Below are 16,878 nucleotides of genomic sequence, written 5' to 3'. Positions count from 1 at the left end.
TCCCGGTCAGCCGGGCTGGAGAGCCGGGCTGGATCAGGACGGCTCGGTCTCCAGCCAGCGCTGAACGCCGGCGAGGTGCTGCTGCTTCGCCTCATCGCTCATCGTTGAGGCCATGATGGAGCCCTCGGCGAGGTGCGCGAGTTCAGCATCGCTGAAGCCGTGCTCGCGCGCCTTCTCGTACTGCTCCAGCAGGCGGGAGCCGAACAGCAGCGGGTCATCAGCGCCGAGCGCGATCGTGGCACCAGCCTCCAGAAGGGTGCGCACGGGCACGTCCCCGGATTCGGAGTAGACCCCGAGAGCCACATTCGAGGCGGGGCAGATCTCGAAGGCGATCCCGTCGGCCACCAGGCGCTCCACCAGGCGCGGGTCCTCCGCAGCCCGCACCCCGTGGCCCAACCGGGTGGGCCGCAGGGAGTCGAGCACCTCGGTGATGTGGCCGGGGCCGAGCAGTTCGCCGCCGTGCGGAACCGCGGCGAGACCGGCATCCCGGGCGATGCGGAACGCGGGCGCGAACTCGCGCGTGTCACCGCGGCGCTCATCATTCGACAGGCCGAACCCGATCACCCGACCCGCGTTCCGGGCGGCGAGGCGGGCGAGGGTGCGCGCCTCCAACGGGTGCCGCATGCGGGAGGCCGCCACCACGATGCCCAGCGAGATGCCCTCCTCCTGCTCGATCGCCTCCGCTTCGTCGAGGATCAGCTCGAGCGCGGGTGTGAGACCGCCCGCGAACGGGGCGTAGCTGGTGGGGTCGATCTGCAGTTCGAGGCGGACCGACCCCTCCGCGCGGTCATCGATCGCCGCTTCGCGCAGCAGGCGGCGCATGATCTCCTCGGAGTTCACCACGCGCCGCGCCGTGTCGTAGAACCGCTGGAAGCGGAACCAGCCCCGGGCGCTCGGCTCCACCCGCAGCGCCTGGCCCGTCTGCAGCTGCGACGGCAGACGCAGACGCTGCTCCTCGGCGAGCTCCAGCAGGGTGTCCTGCCGCATCGACCCGGTGAAGTGCAGGTGCAGATGCGCCTTCGGCAGCGCCCTCAGGTCCCGGACCGCCTCCACGGGTCCGCCCTTCAGGCGAGGAGCTTCTGCACGCGCTCGATGCCTTCGGTGAGATCGGCATCGCTGAGGGCGTAGCTGAAGCGCAGGTGCCCGGGCGCATCGAACGCCTCACCGGGAACGGCGGCGACCTTCGCCTGGTCGAGGATCACCGTGGCGAGGTCGGTGGAGGTCTCCACCTTCTGCCCGCCGATGGTGCGTCCCAGCACCCCGCTGACCTCGGGGAACGCGTAGAACGCGCCGGTGGGACGGGGCACGGAGAATCCGTCGATCTCACTGAGCATGTCGAGGATGGTGGTGCGCCGACGGGCGAAGGCCGTCTTCATGTCCTCCACGCTGTCCATCGGGCCCGTCAGAGCAGCCAGCGCAGCGCGCTGCGCAATGTTGTTGACGTTCGAGGTGAGGTGGCTCTGCATGTTGGCGGCGCCGGTCAGGATGTCCTTCGGGGCGATCATCCAGCCCACCCGCCAGCCCGTCATCGCGAACGTCTTGGCGACGCCGTTGAGGACAACGGTCTGATCCGCGAGCTCCGGCACGGCCTGCAGCACGGAGGTGAACTCGGTGCCCTCGTAGGTGAGGTGCTGGTAGATCTCATCGGTGATGACCCACAGGCCGTTCTCCAGCGCCCAGCGGCCGATCTCCTCCATCTGGGCGCGGCTCAGCACGGACCCCGTCGGGTTCGACGGCGAGCAGATCAGCACGGCCTTCGTGCGGTCGGTGCGGACCGACTCCAGCTGCGCAGCCGTCGGTAGGTAGTCCTGGTCGGCGCCGGAGAAGACGCTGACGGGGGTGCCGCCGGCGAGGCGGATGCCCTCCGGGTAGGAGGTCCAGAACGGGGCGGGGACGATGACTTCGTCGCCCGGGTCGATCAGTGCGGCGAACGCCTGGTAGACGGCCTGCTTGCCGCCGTTGGTGATGAGCACCTGGGAGGCGTCCGCCTCCACGCCGCTGTACGTCTTCGCGGCCTCGGCGACGGCCTCGCGCAGCTCCGGCAGACCGGCGGCGGGGGAGTAGCGGTGGTTCCTCGGGTCCATAACGGCTTCCTTCGCCGCCTCCACGATGTGCGGCGGGGTGGGGAAGTCGGGCTCCCCGGCGCCGAACCCGATGACGGGATGGCCGGCGGCCTTCAGCGCCTTGGCCTTCGCATCCACGGCGAGGGTGGCGGACTCGGCGATGGAGCCGATGCGCTGGGAGAGACGGCGAGAGGGAGCAGTCATGGAGGTCAGCACCTTTCCGGTGGTCACGGGGCACAGATGAGGGCTCTGTCATTGTTCCAGAGCACCCCGCATGCAGCTGGGGAATCCTGCATGCTTGCTCACACTCGGCCGAAGGATTCGCCCCGGGGCCCCGGATGTGCGTATGATCGATGGCGGTCACTCACGCGGTGGCCGCGTTCGGATACGTCCGGACACAGGGCAGTGGCGCAATTGGTAGCGCAACGGTCTCCAAAACCGTCGGTTGCAGGTTCGAATCCTGTCTGCCCTGCTACTATCCGCCTCACGATGCACACAGACCCACGACGGACCGAGGTTTCTATGTCACAACTGGAGACGGACCGCACGCGGGGCGACTTCGAGAACGAACCCGTTCGCAGCAGGAACCCGATCACGGCGCTGCTGACCTTCATCCGCGAAGTCTTCGCGGAGATGCGCAAGGTGGTCACCCCCACGGGTCGCGAACTCGCTTCCTACTCAGTGATCGTGGTCCTCTTCGTGGTCGTCATGATCGCGCTGATCTTCGGCCTGGACTTCGCGTTCGCCGCGCTCAGCCGTCTTGTCTTCGTGGGCTGACGCAGCCGCGAACTCACCGATAGCAAAGGAAGTTGGTTCATCCGTGTCCGATGACATGACCACCGACGACGCCCTCACCGGCGCCGACGAGAGCGCTCTGGAGCAGGCCGCCGCTGAGGACACCGCCGCCGAGCAGCCCGCAGTCGACGAGGCTGCTGACGCGCCCGCAGTCGACGAGGCCTCCGTCGACGAGGTCTCCGCAGACGTCTCTGACGGGGTCGCTGCCGACGAGGACGATGCCCCGGCTGTTCTCGATGCCGACTCCGAGCCCACTGTCGAGGACCCCACCGTGGCGCTCAAGCGCCATCTGCGCAGTGCCCCGGGTGAGTGGTACGTCGTGCACTCCTACTCCGGTCACGAGAACCGCGTGAAGACGCAGCTGACCACTCGTATCGAGACCCAGGACATGGAGGAGTTCATCTTCCAGATCGAGGTCCCGATGGAGGACGCCGCGGAGGTCAAGAACGGTCAGAAGAAGATCGTCCGCCGCGTGCGCATGCCCGGATACGTCCTGGTGCGCATGGACTTCACCGAAGCGTCCTGGCGCGTGGTCCGCGACACTCCCGGCGTCACCGGATTCGTGGGAAACGCCACGGATCCTGTTCCGCTGTCGTTCGATGAGATCTACTCGATGCTGGCTCCGTCGGTGAACCTGCCGGAGAAGAAGAAGTCCTCGAGTGCGAAGGCGTCCAAGAGCGCCGCTGTTCCGGCGTTCAGCGTCGGTGAGTCGGTGACCGTCATGGACGGTCCGTTCGAGACGATGCCCGCCACCATCTCGGAGATCGATTCGACCAACCAGAAGCTCCGGGTCTTCGTGTCCATCTTCGGACGCGAAACCCCGGTCGAGCTCGCGTTCGACCAGGTCGCCAAGATCTGATCCACCGCGAGTCGTACGTGGGAGGGGTCCTGGCGGACTCCGCCCGAACCACAACACAGTAAGGAAGAGCAATGGCTCCCAAGAAGAAGGTCTCGAGCGTCATCAAGCTCCAGATCCAGGCCGGCCAGGCCACGCCTGCGCCGCCGATCGGCCCCGCCCTCGGTGCCGCCGGTGTGAACATCGTTGAGTTCACCAAGGCGTACAACGCTGCCACCGAGTCCCAGCGCGGCAACGTCATCCCCGTTGAGATCACCGTGTACGAGGACCGCTCGTTCACGTTCATCACCAAGACCCCGCCGGCAGCGAAGCTGATCCTGAAGGCCGCTGGCCTCGACAAGGGCTCGGCTGTGCCGCACACCGACAAGGTCGGCAAGCTGACCATGGCGCAGGTCAAGGAGATCGCGGAGACGAAGATGCCGGATCTCACCGCAAACGATATCGATGCAGCCGCGAAGATCGTGGCCGGAACCGCGCGTTCCATGGGCATCACGGTGGAGGGCTGATACACGATGGCTAACCGTTCCAAGGCTTACCAGGACGCAGTCGCCAAGATCGACCGCGAGCAGTTCTACGCTCCGCTCGACGCTGTGCGCCTCGCCCAGAAGACCTCCGTCACCAAGTTCGACGCCGCCGTCGAGGTCGCCATGCGCCTCGGCGTCGACCCCCGCAAGGCGGACCAGATGGTGCGCGGCACCGTCAACCTGCCCCACGGCACCGGCAAGACCGCCCGCGTGATCGTGTTCGCCACCGGCCCCCAGGCCGAGGCTGCACGCGCAGCAGGCGCCGATGAGGTCGGCGACGACGAGCTCATCGAGAAGGTCGCCGGCGGCTGGACCGACTTCGACGCCGCTGTGGCCACCCCGAACCTCATGGGCAAGGTCGGCCGACTCGGCCGCGTGCTCGGCCCCCGCGGCCTCATGCCGAACCCGAAGACCGGCACGGTCACGATGGACACCGCCAAGGCTGTGGAGGACATCAAGGGCGGCAAGATCGAGTTCCGCGTGGACCGCGCCTCGAACCTGCACTTCATCATCGGCAAGGCGTCCTTCACCGACACCCAGCTGATCGAGAACTACGTGGCAGCGCTCGAGGAGATCCTGCGACTCAAGCCGGCCAGCGCCAAGGGTCGCTACATCTCGAAGATCACCATGTCCACCACCATGGGCCCGGGCATCGCGATCGACGTCAACCGCACCCGCAACCTCACCGAGGAGACCCCGGAGGCCTGAGCCCCCGTCGTCCCCTCACACGAGCCCCGCTCTGCATCTGCAGAGCGGGGCTCGTCCGTATCGCAGCCGCCCCGCTGTGAGGGCGGGCACAGTCCGCGCCATCGGGACTCCTGACCCCGTCGGCCGGTGGCGGCGCATGATTCACTCGAAGCGCGGCCCACCCGGCCGCGACGACCCTCCACTCAGAACCGACGCACACCCCGCGTCGGTCCGCTCGGAAAGGACACCCTCCATGTCCACTGCCCGCAACGAAGCAGGCACGGCAATCGGCGAGGAGACCATCTCCCGCCGCGCCGCGTACGTCCCCGAGGGACTGCGCACCGGTCCGTCCGTGAACGACCGCTCGTTCATCGGCCACCCCGGCGGCCTGCCGTGGATGCTGCAGGTCGAGATGTGGGAGCGCTTCTCCTGGTTCGGGATGCGCGCCATCCTCCTGTACTTCCTCACCGACACCCTCGCCAACCAGGGCCTGGGACTGTCCACCACCGCCGGCCAGGTGGTCGTCTCCGCCTACGGCGCCGCGGTGCTGCTCATGACGATCCCCGGCGGCATCGTCGCCGACCGTGTCCTCGGCCCCTGGATGTCCACCCTCGTGGGCGGCTCCGTCATCATGGCGGGCCACGTGGTCCTCGCCATCCCCAGCGTCCCCACCTCGTGGGTGGGTCTGATCCTCATCGCCATCGGCACCGGCTTCATCAAGCCGAACCTGTCGACCGTGGTGGGAGGCCTGTATGACAAGAACGACCCGCGCCGCGACCAGGGGTTCCAGTACTTCTACATGTCGATCAACGTGGGCTCCCTCGTAGCGCCGCTGCTGATCTCCTTCCTCCGCGGCATGTTCGGCTACCACATCGCCTTCATGGCCGCCGCGGTCGGAATGGCGTTCGCCCTCATCGCGTTCTTCTACGGCCGCCGCCGCCTCGGCGAATTCGCGTTCACCATCCCGAACCCGCTGCAGCCGGGCGAGGGAAAGAAGATGGCCCTGCTGGGACTCGGAATCGTGGCCCTCGCCGGTGGCCTCGTCGCGTTCTTCTCCCTCGTGGTGTTCGCCGACTCCGAGGACCCGCTGGTCGGTGCGATCTCCTGGTCCCTGTTCATCTTCGCCTTCGTGACCGCGCTCGGCTACTTCCTCACCATGTTCCGCAGCCCCCGCGTCACGGCGCAGGAGCGGTCGCACCTCAGCGCGTTCACGCCCCTGTGGGTGGGCAACGTGCTGTTCGTGGTGATCTTCGAGCAGGCGGCCGGCAAGATGGCCACCTTCGCGCTGGACAACACGGACCGCAGCGTGTTCGGCCTGTTCGAGCTGGCGCCGGCGATGTACCAGTCGTTCAACCCGCTGTTCGTGCTGCTGCTCGCACCGGTCCTCGGCTGGCTGTTCACCCGCCGTGCCGGACGCTTCCCGAACACGGCCGCCAAGTTCGCGATATCCCTGGTCATCATCGGTGTGTCCGCGCTGATGATGGGCTACGGCTTCAGCACCTGGCCGGGAGGCGCCGCGCTCGCGCCGTTCTGGTTCCTCGCCGCCGTGTTCTTCGTGCAGACCGTCGCGGAGCTGTTCATGAACCCGGTGGGTCTGTCCGTCACGACGAAGCTGGCGCCGCGCTACTTCGCGTCGCAGACGATGACGCTGTGGCTGCTGGCCCCGGCGGTGGGCATGGGCCTGACCTCGGTGGTCATCCAGATGGCCAGCGGCGTGGGCGACGGCGTCTTCTACACGATGCTCGGTGTGGTGACGCTCGTGGTGAGCGTCGGCATGTTCGTGATCGCACCGTGGGTGCAGTCGAAGATGGACGACATCGACCAGCGTGAGCGCGAAGGCAAGGCCTCCATGGAGAGGGCTGAGCAGGGCAGCGAGCCCGCCGACGTCGCCTGACCGCCACGTGGTCCGCCTCACGGGGAGGACCGTGATGCCGTAGGATCGTTGAACAATTCGCGGATGCCCCCGCTCTGCGAACGCACGATCCCTCGGAGGTCCCCCCGTGAGCGTCATCGATCTCAACAGTGACGTCGGTGAATCCTTCGGCAGCTGGACAATGGGCGATGACGCCGCCGTGCTCGCCGCCGTCTCCAGCGCCAACATCGCCTGCGGCTTCCACGCCGGCGACCCCAGCGTCATGGCCGCCACCTGCCGCAGCGCGGTCGCAGCCGGTGCGACCATCGGCGCGCATGTCGCCTACCGCGACCTCGTCGGCTTCGGGCGCCGCTTCCTGGACTGCTCACCCACCGAACTGGCCGACGACGTCCTCTACCAGCTCGGCGCCCTCGACGCCGTGGCCCGCCGCGAAGGCGGCGAAGTCCGCTACGTGAAGCCGCACGGCGCCCTCTACAACACGATCGTCCACCATGAGCAGCACGCGCAGGCGGTGGTGGACGCCGTCCGCGCGTTCAGCCCCGATCTCGCTCTGCTGCTCCTGCCGGGCTCGATCGCCCTGCAGAAGGCGGAGGCCGCTGGGCTGCGCGGCGTCGCCGAAGCGTTCGCCGACCGCGCCTACACCCCGGAGGGGACCCTGGTGTCCCGCCGGGAAGCGGGTGCGGTTCTGCATGACGGCGACGCCGTCACCGAGCGCATGGTGCGGCTCGTGCGGACCGGCACCCTCACTGCCATCGACGGCACCGACATCCGCATCGCTGCCGACAGCATCTGTCTGCACGGCGACACCCCCGGCGCCGCCGCCATGGCCGGGCAGGTCCGCGCCGGGCTGGAAGCCGCCGGCATCCGGATCGAGGCGTTCGCATGAGCCGCCCGCTGCGCTGGGCCGGTGCCCGTGCGTTCCTCGTGGAGTGCACGGACCTGCCCGAGGTGATGCGCCTGCACGCCCACCTGTCCCAGCATCCGCTGCCGGGCCAGGTGCAGGTGCTCGCTGCCGCCGAGACCGTGCTGGTGGAGTTCGAGTCCGGGCCCCGCGCCGCAGGGGGGGCCGACGCGCTCCAGCAGCTGCAGCTCGATGAACGGGCGGCCGTCGCGGGCCGGATCATCGACATCGACGTGGTCTACAGCGGGGAGGACCTCCGGGAGGTCGGGGAGCTCACCGGCCTCGGAGCCGACGGGGTCATCGCCGCCCACACGGGTGCCGAGTGGACCGCCGCGTTCGGCGGCTTCGCCCCCGGTTTCGTCTACCTGGCGGCCGACGGTGACCCCCTGCAGGTGCCGCGCCGCACCTCCCCGCGCCCCGCCGTGCCCGCAGGGTCGGTGGCCCTCGCCGGGGCGTTCTCCGCGGTGTACCCACAGAAGTCGCCGGGCGGCTGGCAGCTGATCGGACACACCGACGCGGTCCTGTGGGACCTCGGCCGGGAGGAGCCGTCGCTGATCCGTCCTGGTGACACGGTCCGCTACCGCGCCGTCACCGAACAGATCCGTGTGCAGGACCCGTCGGCAGCCCACCAGGACGAGCCCGCCGCGGACCCCTCGCAGCTCCCGGCGGTCCCGCAGCGCCCCGTCACCGCCAGCCGGCCCGACGCCGACTACGCCCTGGAAGTCACCGACCCGGGGATGCAGGCACTCATGCAGGACATGGGGCGGCCCGGGCACGGCGACCTCGGCGTCGTCGCCTCCGGTGCGGTGGACCGCGCGTCCGCCCGCCAGGCGAACCGCCTCGTCGGGAACGACGCCCGCTGCGCCGTCGTCGAAGCGCTCCTGGACGGCTTCGCGCTGACCGCCCGCGGCCACCACGTCGTCTCCGTCACCGGCGCCGCCGGCCCCCTCCGCATCGACGGGCCGAACGGGACGCGCACCGCAGTGCGCTGGTCCGCGATCCCCCTGTACGACGGGGAGACCCTCCGCATCGACATGCCGACCACGGGACTGCGCACCTACGTCGCGGTCCGCGGCGGCTTCGACGTGCCCGTGGTGCTCGGCTCCGCCTCCCGCGACATCATCTCCGGCATCGGCCCCGAGCCCCTCGCCGCCGGGGACGTCCTCGCCGTGCACCGCCGCGGCGGACACGTCGGCGCCCCCGAAGTCCCCGCCGTCAGCGCCCCCACCACCGGGTCGCTGCCGGTCCTGCCCGACCCGGAGGACCGGGCCGAGCCGGCGGTGTCGCTGCCCCCGCGGGACGACACGGCGGTGCTGCGGATCCTGCCCGGCCCGCGCGACGACTGGTTCACCCCCGAGGCGATGCAGGAGCTGACCTCCCGCACCTGGGTGGTGTCGAACCAGTCGAACCGCGTCGGCGTCCGCTTCGACGAACCCGCCGGCGGCGGCCTCACTCGCGCCCGCGACGGCGAACTCGCCAGCGAAGGCGCTGTCACCGGTTCCCTCCAGGTGCCGCACTCGGGCGTGCCCGTGCTGTTCCTCTCCGACCATCCCGTGACCGGCGGCTACCCCGTGATCGCCGTCGTAGTGCCGGAGGACCTGCCGCTGGCCGGACAGCTCCCGCCCGGAGCGCACGTGCGCTTCGAGCTCACCGAATCCCCCGACGCGTAGGAGAGAACGCATGAAGAAGGTCCTGATCGCCAACCGAGGCGAGATCGCGGTCCGCATCATCCGCGCCTGCTCCGACTCAGGCCTCACCTCAATCGCCGTGTTCTCGGACCCGGACGCCGACGCGATGCACACGACCCTCGCCGACGAGGCCTACGCGCTGAACGGCTCCGCCCCCGCCGAGACCTACCTCGACCAGGAGAAGATCCTCGAGATCGCCCGCCGCTCCGGCGCCGACGCGGTCCACCCCGGCTACGGGTTCCTGTCGGAGAACGCCGACTTCGCCCGCGCCGTGGTCGACGCCGGCCTCACCTGGATCGGGCCCAGCGCCGACGTCATCGCCACGCTCGGTGACAAGGTCGCCGCCCGCGAGGTCGCCGTGCGCGTCGGTGCGCCCCTCGTGCCCGGCACCGACGGGCCCGCGAAGGACGCCGCTCAGGTGCGCGAATTCGCCGAGGAGCACGGCCTGCCGATCGCGATCAAGGCGGCGTTCGGCGGCGGCGGCCGCGGCATGCGCATCGCCCGCACCATGGATGAGGTGGAGGATGCTTTCCTCTCCGCGACCCGCGAGGCGACCGCCGCGTTCGGCCGCGGCGAATGCTTCGTGGAGCGGTTCCTCGACCGGCCCCGCCATGTGGAGGCGCAGCTGCTCGCCGACACCCACGGCAGCGTCGCCGTCATCGGCACCCGCGACTGCTCCCTGCAGCGCCGCCACCAGAAGCTCGTGGAGGAGGCCCCGGCGCCGTTCCTCACCGATGAGCAGCGGATGCGCATCCACGATTCGGCCCGCGCGATCGCCCGTGAGGCCGGGTACGTCGGCGCCGGCACGGTGGAGTACCTCGTCTCCGAGGACGGTGTCATCTCCTTCCTCGAAGTGAACACCCGCCTGCAGGTGGAGCATCCCGTCACCGAGGCGACCAGCGGGGTGGACCTGGTGCGCGAGCAGCTGCGCATCGCGGCGGGCGAGCGGCTCAGCGTCAGTGAGGACCCGCAGCCGTCGGGCCACGCGTTCGAGTTCCGGCTGAACGCGGAGGATCCTGCACTCGGCTTCGTGCCCACCCCCGGCCTGGTGGAGGTGTTCGAGGCGCCGACGGGTCTCGGGGTCCGCGTGGACACCGGTGTGCGCAGTGGCTTCACCGTCCCCGCGGAGTACGACTCCCTGCTGGCGAAGCTGATCGTGTGGGGTGAGGACCGGCAGCAGGCGATCCGGCGAGCCCGCACCGCTCTTGCGGAACTGCGGATCGAGGGCCTGCCCACCGTGGTGCCGTTCCACCGCGCGGTCATGGACCACCCCGCCTACACCGCCGCTGATCGCTTCGGCGTGTTCACCACCTGGATCGAGTCGGAGTTCGCGCCGGACTTGGAGACCTCGCCGTACGCGGCCGCGCCGGAGCGCACCCGCACCACCGTGATGATCGACATCGACGGCCGGGCCGTGCAGCTCGGTCTGCCCGCGTATCTGCACCGCGCCCTGCTCAGCGGCGGGGGCGGTCAGGGCGGCGCTGGTGGTGCCGATGGCGGCGCCGCCGGCGGCGAGGGGGCAGACGGGTCCCAGGAGCGCGATGAGTCGCAGCTGACCGCACCGATGTCCGGCACCGTCGTGTCCTGGTCCGTGGAGGACGGCGCCGAGGTCGAGGACGGCGACGCCGTGCTCGTGATGGAGGCGATGAAGATGGAGACGACGGTGCGCGCGCACCGCGCCGGACGCCTCACCCGCGCCGACATCAGCGACGGGGAAGCGCTGACGCGCGGTCAGGAGATCGCGAGGATCGCATGACCGCTCGCCCGCCCCACCGTGACACCCGCTCGGCCTCGAGCCGGGCGGCCGCGTCGCTGCGCGCCCAGATCTCCGCGGGCCGGCTCCTGCCCGGGTCGAAGCTGTCCGAGGTGGCGGTGGCGGCGGAGCTCGGCATCTCCCGCAATACGCTGCGGGAGGCGTTCGCGACTCTCGCGCAGGAGAACCTGATCGATCGGCGGCCGCACCGGGGCGTGTGCGTCGCCCGGCCGGACCAAGCGGACGTGCGGGAGATCTACGAAGCGCGGCTCGCGGTGGAGCCCAGCGCCGTCCTGTGGGGTGAGGTCACGGATCAGCTGGCCGCCCGGCAGGAGAGCGTCCTCGCCGCCGCACAGGAGGCGCTGGGCGAGGGGCGCATGCACGATGTGGGCGACCAGAACCAGCTGTTCCACGACGGTCTGGTGCAGATGACCGGGTCCACCATCGTGATGGGGGCGATGGATCAGCTGCTGGCGCGGATGCGGCTGATGTTCCTGTGCAAGGATTACAGCCCCACGTTCCACGCGAACTATGTGCACCGCAACGCCGAGCTGTGGGCGATGGTGATGCAGGGACGCCGCCGAGACGCCGCGGAGGAGCTGCGCCGCTACCTCGTGGATGCGCGCACCGAGGTCCTCGACTTCCTCGGCTACGGCGCTCAGGCACCCCGCCGCTAGGGCGCGCGGGCCACGCGCCCGTGCGGCGCCCAGCAGCCGCGGTCAGGGCACGAGGTAGTCGCTGTCGCGGGCGTCCGTGATCAGCATGTGCCCCGGGTCGTGCGCGATCGCGAACGACGGCCGCGATTCCATCACCGCTGCCTGCGGCGTGACCCCGCAGGCCCAGAACACGGGGATGTGCCCGGCGGGGATGTCCACCGGGTCACCGAAATCGGGTCGGGACAGGTCGGCGATCCCCAGCTCCGACGGGGAGCCCACATGCACCGGGGCGCCGTGCACGGCGGGGTAGCGGGAGGTGATGCGGACCGCGTCGGCCACCTGGGAGGCGGGGATGGGCCGCATGGACACCACCAGCGGCCCGCCGATCCGGCCCCCTGATGCGCAGCGGCGCGTGGTGCGGAACATCGGCACGTTTACGCCCTGGTCCTGGTGCGCGAGCGCGATCCCGCCCTCCAGCAGGGCCCGTTCGAACGTGAACGAGCAGCCCACGAGGAACGCCACCAGGTCCTCGCGCCAATAGTCGGTGGCATCCGTCGGCCGCGCGACCTCCACCCCGTTCTCGAAGACGCGGTAGCGCGGGATGTCGGTGCGGATGTCCCCGCCGGCGAGCAGATCGCTGGTGACCTGCCCGGGCTCCAGCACGCCGAGAACGGGGCAGGGCTTGGGGTTGCGCTGCGCGAACAAAAGGACGTCGAAGGCGAGCTCCTGTGGGACCGCGATCAGGTTGGCCTGCGCGAAGGCGTCGGCGATCCCGGAGGTGGGGCGCACCTCGCCGGCGCGGAAGCGCGAACGCGCATCGGCCGGTGACAGGTCCGCCCAGTCGCCGCCGGGGGAGTCGGAAGCAGGTCCGGCCGCTTGCGCGGGGGCCGACGCATCCGGCGCGGCGGCGGGCTGCGCGTCGCGGTCCGCGGGGCCGACGGATTCTGCGCGCATGGCTGGCCTCCTTCTCAGGCGAAGATGCCGGGGATCTTCGCGAGCGAGGTCCAGGCGAGGCCGAGGGACACCAGCCAGGCGAGGACACCGAGCAGCAGCAGCCAGGCGGGGTAGCGGTAGCCGTGCAGCAGGTCGCGGCGGCGCCACCCGGCGTACAGCAGGATCGCGAGGCCGAACGGCAGGATCAGGGCGTTGAACGCACCCGCGAAGATCAGCAGTGCCTGCGGGGCCTGGCCGAGCACCACGAACAGGATGCCGCACACCGCGATGAACGCGACCGTCATCAGGTTGCGGGTGCGCGCCGCGGTGGCCTGGGTGGTGATGAAGGAGATGGAGGTGAAGGACGCGCCGATCACGGACGTGAGGGCGGCGCTCCACAGCACCACGCCGAACAGGCGCAGGCCGATCTGCCCGGCCGCGGCCTGGAACGCGTCGGCGGCCATGTTGTCACCGGCGAGCGCGACACCACCGGCGACCACGCCGAAGATCGCAAGGAACAGCAGCACGCGCATCACGCAGGTGACGAGGATGCCGACCACCGAGCTGCGGGTGATCTCCCGATCCGATTCGGGGCCGGTGACGCCGGAGTCGATCATGCGGTGGGCACCGGAGTAGGTGATGTAGCCGCCGACGGTGCCGCCGATGAGAGTGGAGATGATGAGGAAGTCGACCTGCTCCGGCAGTACGGTGTTCTTCAGCGCCTCACCGACCGGGGGAGCGGACACGACTGCCACGTAGATCATCAGCAGGATCATCACGGCGCCGAGGATGACCACGATGCGGTCCAGGGCGAGCCCGGCCCGCTTGGACAGGAAGATGAGGATGGCGAGGACGGCGGAGACGCCGCCGCCGATGGTCGGGTCGAGGCCCAGCATGGCGTTGAGGCCGAGGCCGGTGCCGGCGATGTTGCCGATGTTGAACACCGCGCCGCCGATGAAGACGAGGGCGGCGAGCACCCAGCCGGCGCCGGGCAGGACCCGGTTGCAGAGCTCCTGGGCGCGCAGGCCGGAGATGCCGAGGATCTTCCACACGTTCAGCTGGACGGCGATGTCGATCAGGATCGAGACGAGGATCGCGAAGGCGAACGCGGCGCCGAGCTGCGCCGTGAACACGGTGGTCTGGGTGATGAAGCCGGGACCGATGGCGCTGGTGGCCATGAGGAACATGGCGCCGAGGAGCGCTGTCCGGCGGCCGCGGCGGGCTGTGCGGTCGTCGCTGCTGTGGGCGGCTGCGTCGGTCTGGGAGGGAGTGCTGGACATTGACCGTCCGTTCCATTGGAGGGGTGAGAGGGGTCACACTGGGTCGCGTAGTCGCACGACACTAGCAGTTGTTGAACAATCCGCTCAAGCGGTGCCCACGGGCCGTCGCCTCCCCGGGTCGTCCCCGCGGGCTGCCGGGTCGCATTTGATCCGCGCCACATCGGGGTGGGAGAAGGCGACGGGATCGGGTAGTGTGACAGCTACCGAAGACCGCCGGTCGTCGGTCCTGCCATCAGGATCGACCGAAGGTTTCCCAGTCGCACTGAGGAACGGCCTGCGCAGGTGACGATTCTTCCGCACACCGGGGCTGGACTCCAGTGGGCGATGAGCCTCGACGCCTGCGTCGGGGCTTTTCTTATGCTGCGGGACACGAATCCTTCAAGGCCGGCAGCACAACCTCTGGAAGGAGGGCCATGGCGAGGCCTGACAAGGCAGCAGCTGTTGCTGAGGTCGCGGATCTGTTCCGCGAGTCCAGCGCAGCGATCCTGACCGAGTACCGCGGCCTGAGCGTGGGGCAGCTGCAGACGCTGCGCCGTTCGCTCGGTGCTGATACCACCTACGCCGTGGTGAAGAACACGCTGGCTGAGATCGCCGCCAAGGAAGCAGGAGTCGATGCTTTCCACGGCGAGCTCAATGGCCCGACCGCTATCGCCTTCATCAAGGGCGAGCCGGTCGAACCGGCAAAGGCCATGCGTGACTTTGCCAAGGAAAACCCACAGCTGATCGTCAAGTCCGGCTACTTCGAGGGCTCCGCTCTCACGGCTGACGATGTCAAGAAGCTCGCAGACCTGGAGTCCCGCGAGGTTCTTCTGGCCAAGGCGGCCGGTGCCCTCAAGGCATCCATGTCCAAGGCCGCGGCAGTCTTCAACGCGCCGCTCACGAAGACCGCCCGCACCGTCGACGCTCTGCGTGCCAAGAACGAAGACGCCTGACACTCTGACGAAACGGTGCTGCGTGCACCACCCCAACTTAGGAAGGACTAAGCCCCATGGCTAAGCTCACCAAGGACGAGCTCATCGAAGCTTTCAAGGAAATGACCCTCATCGAGCTCTCCGAGTTCGTCAAGGAGTTCGAGGAGGTCTTCGACGTTGAGGCCGCCGCTCCCGTGGCCGTCGCTGCAGCCGGTGGCGCTGCAGGCGGCGACGCCGGTGGCGCCGCTGAGGAGAAGACCGAGTTCGACGTCATCCTCAGCTCCGCCGGCTCCGCCAAGATCGCCGTGATCAAGGAAGTCCGTGCCCTCACCGGCCTCGGCCTCAAGGAGGCCAAGGAGCTCGTCGACGGCGCACCGAAGCCGGTCCTCGAGGGTGTCGACCAGGACGCCGCCGACAAGGCCAAGGAGCAGCTCGAGGGCGCAGGCGCCGCTGTCGAGGTCAAGTGACCTCCGCGCTGAGAAGCGCAGCCTGACCCCGAGCCGACCGGGCACGAACAGCGCCCGATGCTCGTGACGGAACCGCCCGTCTCCCATGAGGAGGCGGGCGGTTCCTGTATGGGCGGCATCGGAGCGCGCAGGCATCCGTCGGGCCGCAGCGTGTGCGGCCGGCGGGGGAGAGGTCTCCAGGGGCACGGGTACCCGCTCGTTCCGGTGGCGGCGAGGGATGCGCTGGGAGATGATGGGCTCAATCGCTCAGCCCCGGGCCGCTGTCTGCAGTGTCGCCGACGGGCCCGACCACCAGGAGATCCCATGACCCGCTCAGCCCTCACCCGTCCCGGACGCACCCGCGCTGGCCGCACCCGTACGGTGCGCCGCAGCGTCACCGCCGCCACCGCGCTCGCCGCCTCCGCGCTGCTGTTCACCGGCTGCGGTGCGATCAGCGGCTTCGGCAGCGAGGCGGACCCCACCGCGAAGCCCAGTGAGACAGCGAGCGACGAGGTTGACGGATCCACCCCCGCGGGCGACCAGAGCCCGTCGGATGACGCCGCCCCGAGCGACGACGCGACACCGTCCGATGATGCGAGCCCGTCCGATGATGCGAGCCCGTCCGACGACTCCTCCGGCGGCCCCGATGGCGCGATGATGGCCGAGGACATCGGCATCGGCACGAACGTGAAGGCCTCAGTCCAGGAGCAGAGCTCCCCCGGCCCAGACCAGCCTCTCGACTTCACCATGACCTACACCCTCGACGGCGTCGACATCCCGCCCGCATGCCAGGCGGCGATCGACGGAGTCAACAACTCCAAGCAGGACGCCACGGGCCTCGTCGTCGTCAACTACGACGGTGACTTCAGTGCTGAGGCCGTCGACGGCGCAACCGATGAGCCGACCGTGGTCTCCGCACTCGCCACCACCAACGAGGACACCACACTGTTCGACCCCCTGAAGGAAGTCGCCGCCGCATGCACGGAGGAGATGTCCGGCCAGGGCGGCGCGGCGAAGGCCACCGTCAAACAGCTCGGGAACAACCCCAACACGTCCTTCACCACCATGACCCTCGGCGAGCAGAAGCTCACCATGCTCATGTCCGGCGTGGACAAGGGCACCGAGCACGGCTACATCCTCGCCATCAACCTCGATGAGGCCTCTGCGCTGAAGTACGCGAGTGCGCTCGAGGAGCATATGAACGGCTGACCTCCCGTTCCGGAAGCGGCGGCGCCCACGGGGCCCGCCGCTTCGCTCTGCCGAGCCGCGGAAGCCGTCGGCCTCCCAGCGGCGCCCCGGGCGCCAGCCGCACCGGCTGCGGGGCGCGCAGGAGCGAGTGTGTCAGGGATAACGGCCGTCACATTTTCCGCGGGACCCCTTTACGGGGTATCGGGCGCGGCTTATGCTGGTTCTTTGCGCCCAGTGATCAGCGCGCCCATTTTCAGAATTCGACTCATATAGCGGGGTTGGTCGAGAAGGTGGGTGCGGTCACAGCAGCGGCGCCCATTCATC

At 69.5% G+C, this 16,878-nt stretch carries 16 protein-coding genes and 1 tRNA gene; 13 read left to right on the top strand and 4 right to left on the bottom strand.

All coding sequences use genetic code 11. The annotated features are described in order from the left end of the window. Positions 1 to 33: 33 nt before the first annotated feature. Positions 34 to 1,053: an adenosine deaminase gene (locus tag FHX50_RS06240; protein ID WP_259923613.1), complete on the bottom strand. Its 1,020-nt coding sequence runs from the start codon at positions 1,051 to 1,053 to the stop codon at positions 34 to 36. Between the two features lie 11 nt (positions 1,054 to 1,064). Then, positions 1,065 to 2,267 carry a pyridoxal phosphate-dependent aminotransferase gene (locus FHX50_RS06235; RefSeq protein WP_183375682.1) on the bottom strand — a complete coding sequence of 401 codons (1,203 nt, stop codon included), beginning with the start codon at positions 2,265 to 2,267 and terminating at the stop codon, positions 1,065 to 1,067. Positions 2,268 to 2,462: 195 nt separating this feature from the next. On the opposite strand from FHX50_RS06235, the gene FHX50_RS06230 reads away from it, so the two are divergent. The 10 genes from FHX50_RS06230 (at position 2,463) to FHX50_RS06185 (ending at position 11,817) form a co-directional block, all read left to right on the top strand. Next, positions 2,463 to 2,535, top strand: a tRNA-Trp gene (locus FHX50_RS06230). Positions 2,536 to 2,585: 50 nt separating this feature from the next. Then, positions 2,586 to 2,840, top strand: a complete 255-nt coding sequence (gene secE / locus FHX50_RS06225) for a preprotein translocase subunit SecE (protein WP_183375680.1) — start codon at positions 2,586 to 2,588, stop codon at positions 2,838 to 2,840. Positions 2,841 to 2,895: 55 nt separating this feature from the next. Continuing rightward, complete coding sequence (gene nusG / locus FHX50_RS06220) at positions 2,896 to 3,717, top strand: transcription termination/antitermination protein NusG (protein ID WP_183375935.1); 822 nt, start codon at positions 2,896 to 2,898, stop codon at positions 3,715 to 3,717. Positions 3,718 to 3,788: 71 nt separating this feature from the next. Next, positions 3,789 to 4,220, top strand: a complete 432-nt coding sequence (gene rplK / locus FHX50_RS06215; RefSeq protein WP_183375678.1) for a 50S ribosomal protein L11 — start codon at positions 3,789 to 3,791, stop codon at positions 4,218 to 4,220. A gap of 6 nt (positions 4,221 to 4,226) precedes the next feature. Next, positions 4,227 to 4,946 carry a 50S ribosomal protein L1 gene (gene rplA, locus FHX50_RS06210; protein WP_183375676.1) on the top strand — a complete coding sequence of 240 codons (720 nt, stop codon included), beginning with the start codon at positions 4,227 to 4,229 and terminating at the stop codon, positions 4,944 to 4,946. Positions 4,947 to 5,178: 232 nt separating this feature from the next. Next, positions 5,179 to 6,819: a peptide MFS transporter gene (locus FHX50_RS06205; RefSeq protein ID WP_183375674.1), complete on the top strand. Its 1,641-nt coding sequence runs from the start codon at positions 5,179 to 5,181 to the stop codon at positions 6,817 to 6,819. Positions 6,820 to 6,925: 106 nt separating this feature from the next. Continuing rightward, entirely contained in the window at positions 6,926 to 7,684 is a 759-nt protein-coding gene (locus FHX50_RS06200; protein ID WP_183375673.1) for a LamB/YcsF family protein, read from the top strand. Further along, the gene (locus FHX50_RS06195; RefSeq protein WP_183375671.1) at positions 7,681 to 9,369 is read left to right on the top strand and encodes a 5-oxoprolinase subunit B/C family protein; all 1,689 of its coding nucleotides are present in this window, start codon (positions 7,681 to 7,683) and stop codon (positions 9,367 to 9,369) included. The genes FHX50_RS06200 and FHX50_RS06195 overlap by 4 nt, the downstream gene beginning before the upstream one ends. Positions 9,370 to 9,379: 10 nt before the next feature. Beyond that, positions 9,380 to 11,143 (top strand): acetyl/propionyl/methylcrotonyl-CoA carboxylase subunit alpha, encoded by a 1,764-nt coding sequence (locus FHX50_RS06190; protein ID WP_183375669.1) that lies wholly within the window; start codon positions 9,380 to 9,382, stop codon positions 11,141 to 11,143. Next, positions 11,140 to 11,817 carry a GntR family transcriptional regulator gene (locus tag FHX50_RS06185; RefSeq protein WP_183375667.1) on the top strand — a complete coding sequence of 226 codons (678 nt, stop codon included), beginning with the start codon at positions 11,140 to 11,142 and terminating at the stop codon, positions 11,815 to 11,817. The genes FHX50_RS06190 and FHX50_RS06185 overlap by 4 nt, the downstream gene beginning before the upstream one ends. A gap of 42 nt (positions 11,818 to 11,859) precedes the next feature. Here the strand turns inward: FHX50_RS06185 and FHX50_RS06180 are convergent, their stop codons facing one another. Both FHX50_RS06180 and FHX50_RS06175 read right to left on the bottom strand, forming a co-directional pair. Continuing rightward, positions 11,860 to 12,750, bottom strand: coding sequence for a putative hydro-lyase (locus FHX50_RS06180; RefSeq protein WP_183375665.1), 891 nt, complete (start codon positions 12,748 to 12,750; stop codon positions 11,860 to 11,862). 14 nt (positions 12,751 to 12,764) lie between these two features. Continuing rightward, positions 12,765 to 14,009, bottom strand: a complete 1,245-nt coding sequence (locus FHX50_RS06175; protein WP_246370825.1) for an NRAMP family divalent metal transporter — start codon at positions 14,007 to 14,009, stop codon at positions 12,765 to 12,767. 413 nt (positions 14,010 to 14,422) lie between these two features. On the opposite strand from FHX50_RS06175, the gene rplJ reads away from it, so the two are divergent. The 3 genes from rplJ (at position 14,423) to FHX50_RS06160 (ending at position 16,575) form a co-directional block, all read left to right on the top strand. After that, positions 14,423 to 14,941: a 50S ribosomal protein L10 gene (rplJ, locus tag FHX50_RS06170; RefSeq protein WP_183375663.1), complete on the top strand. Its 519-nt coding sequence runs from the start codon at positions 14,423 to 14,425 to the stop codon at positions 14,939 to 14,941. A 56-nt stretch (positions 14,942 to 14,997) separates the two neighbouring features. Continuing rightward, positions 14,998 to 15,387, top strand: coding sequence for a 50S ribosomal protein L7/L12 (gene rplL / locus FHX50_RS06165; RefSeq protein ID WP_183375661.1), 390 nt, complete (start codon positions 14,998 to 15,000; stop codon positions 15,385 to 15,387). Positions 15,388 to 15,690: 303 nt separating this feature from the next. After that, a complete protein-coding gene (locus FHX50_RS06160; protein WP_183375659.1) occupies positions 15,691 to 16,575 on the top strand; it encodes a hypothetical protein in 885 nt (294 codons plus the stop codon). Positions 16,576 to 16,878 lie beyond the last annotated feature (303 nt).

The organism is Helcobacillus massiliensis (assembly GCF_014191425.1).
Lineage (GTDB): Bacteria > Actinomycetota > Actinomycetes > Actinomycetales > Dermabacteraceae > Helcobacillus > Helcobacillus massiliensis.
This window is presented reverse-complemented; position numbering and strand designations above follow the sequence as displayed.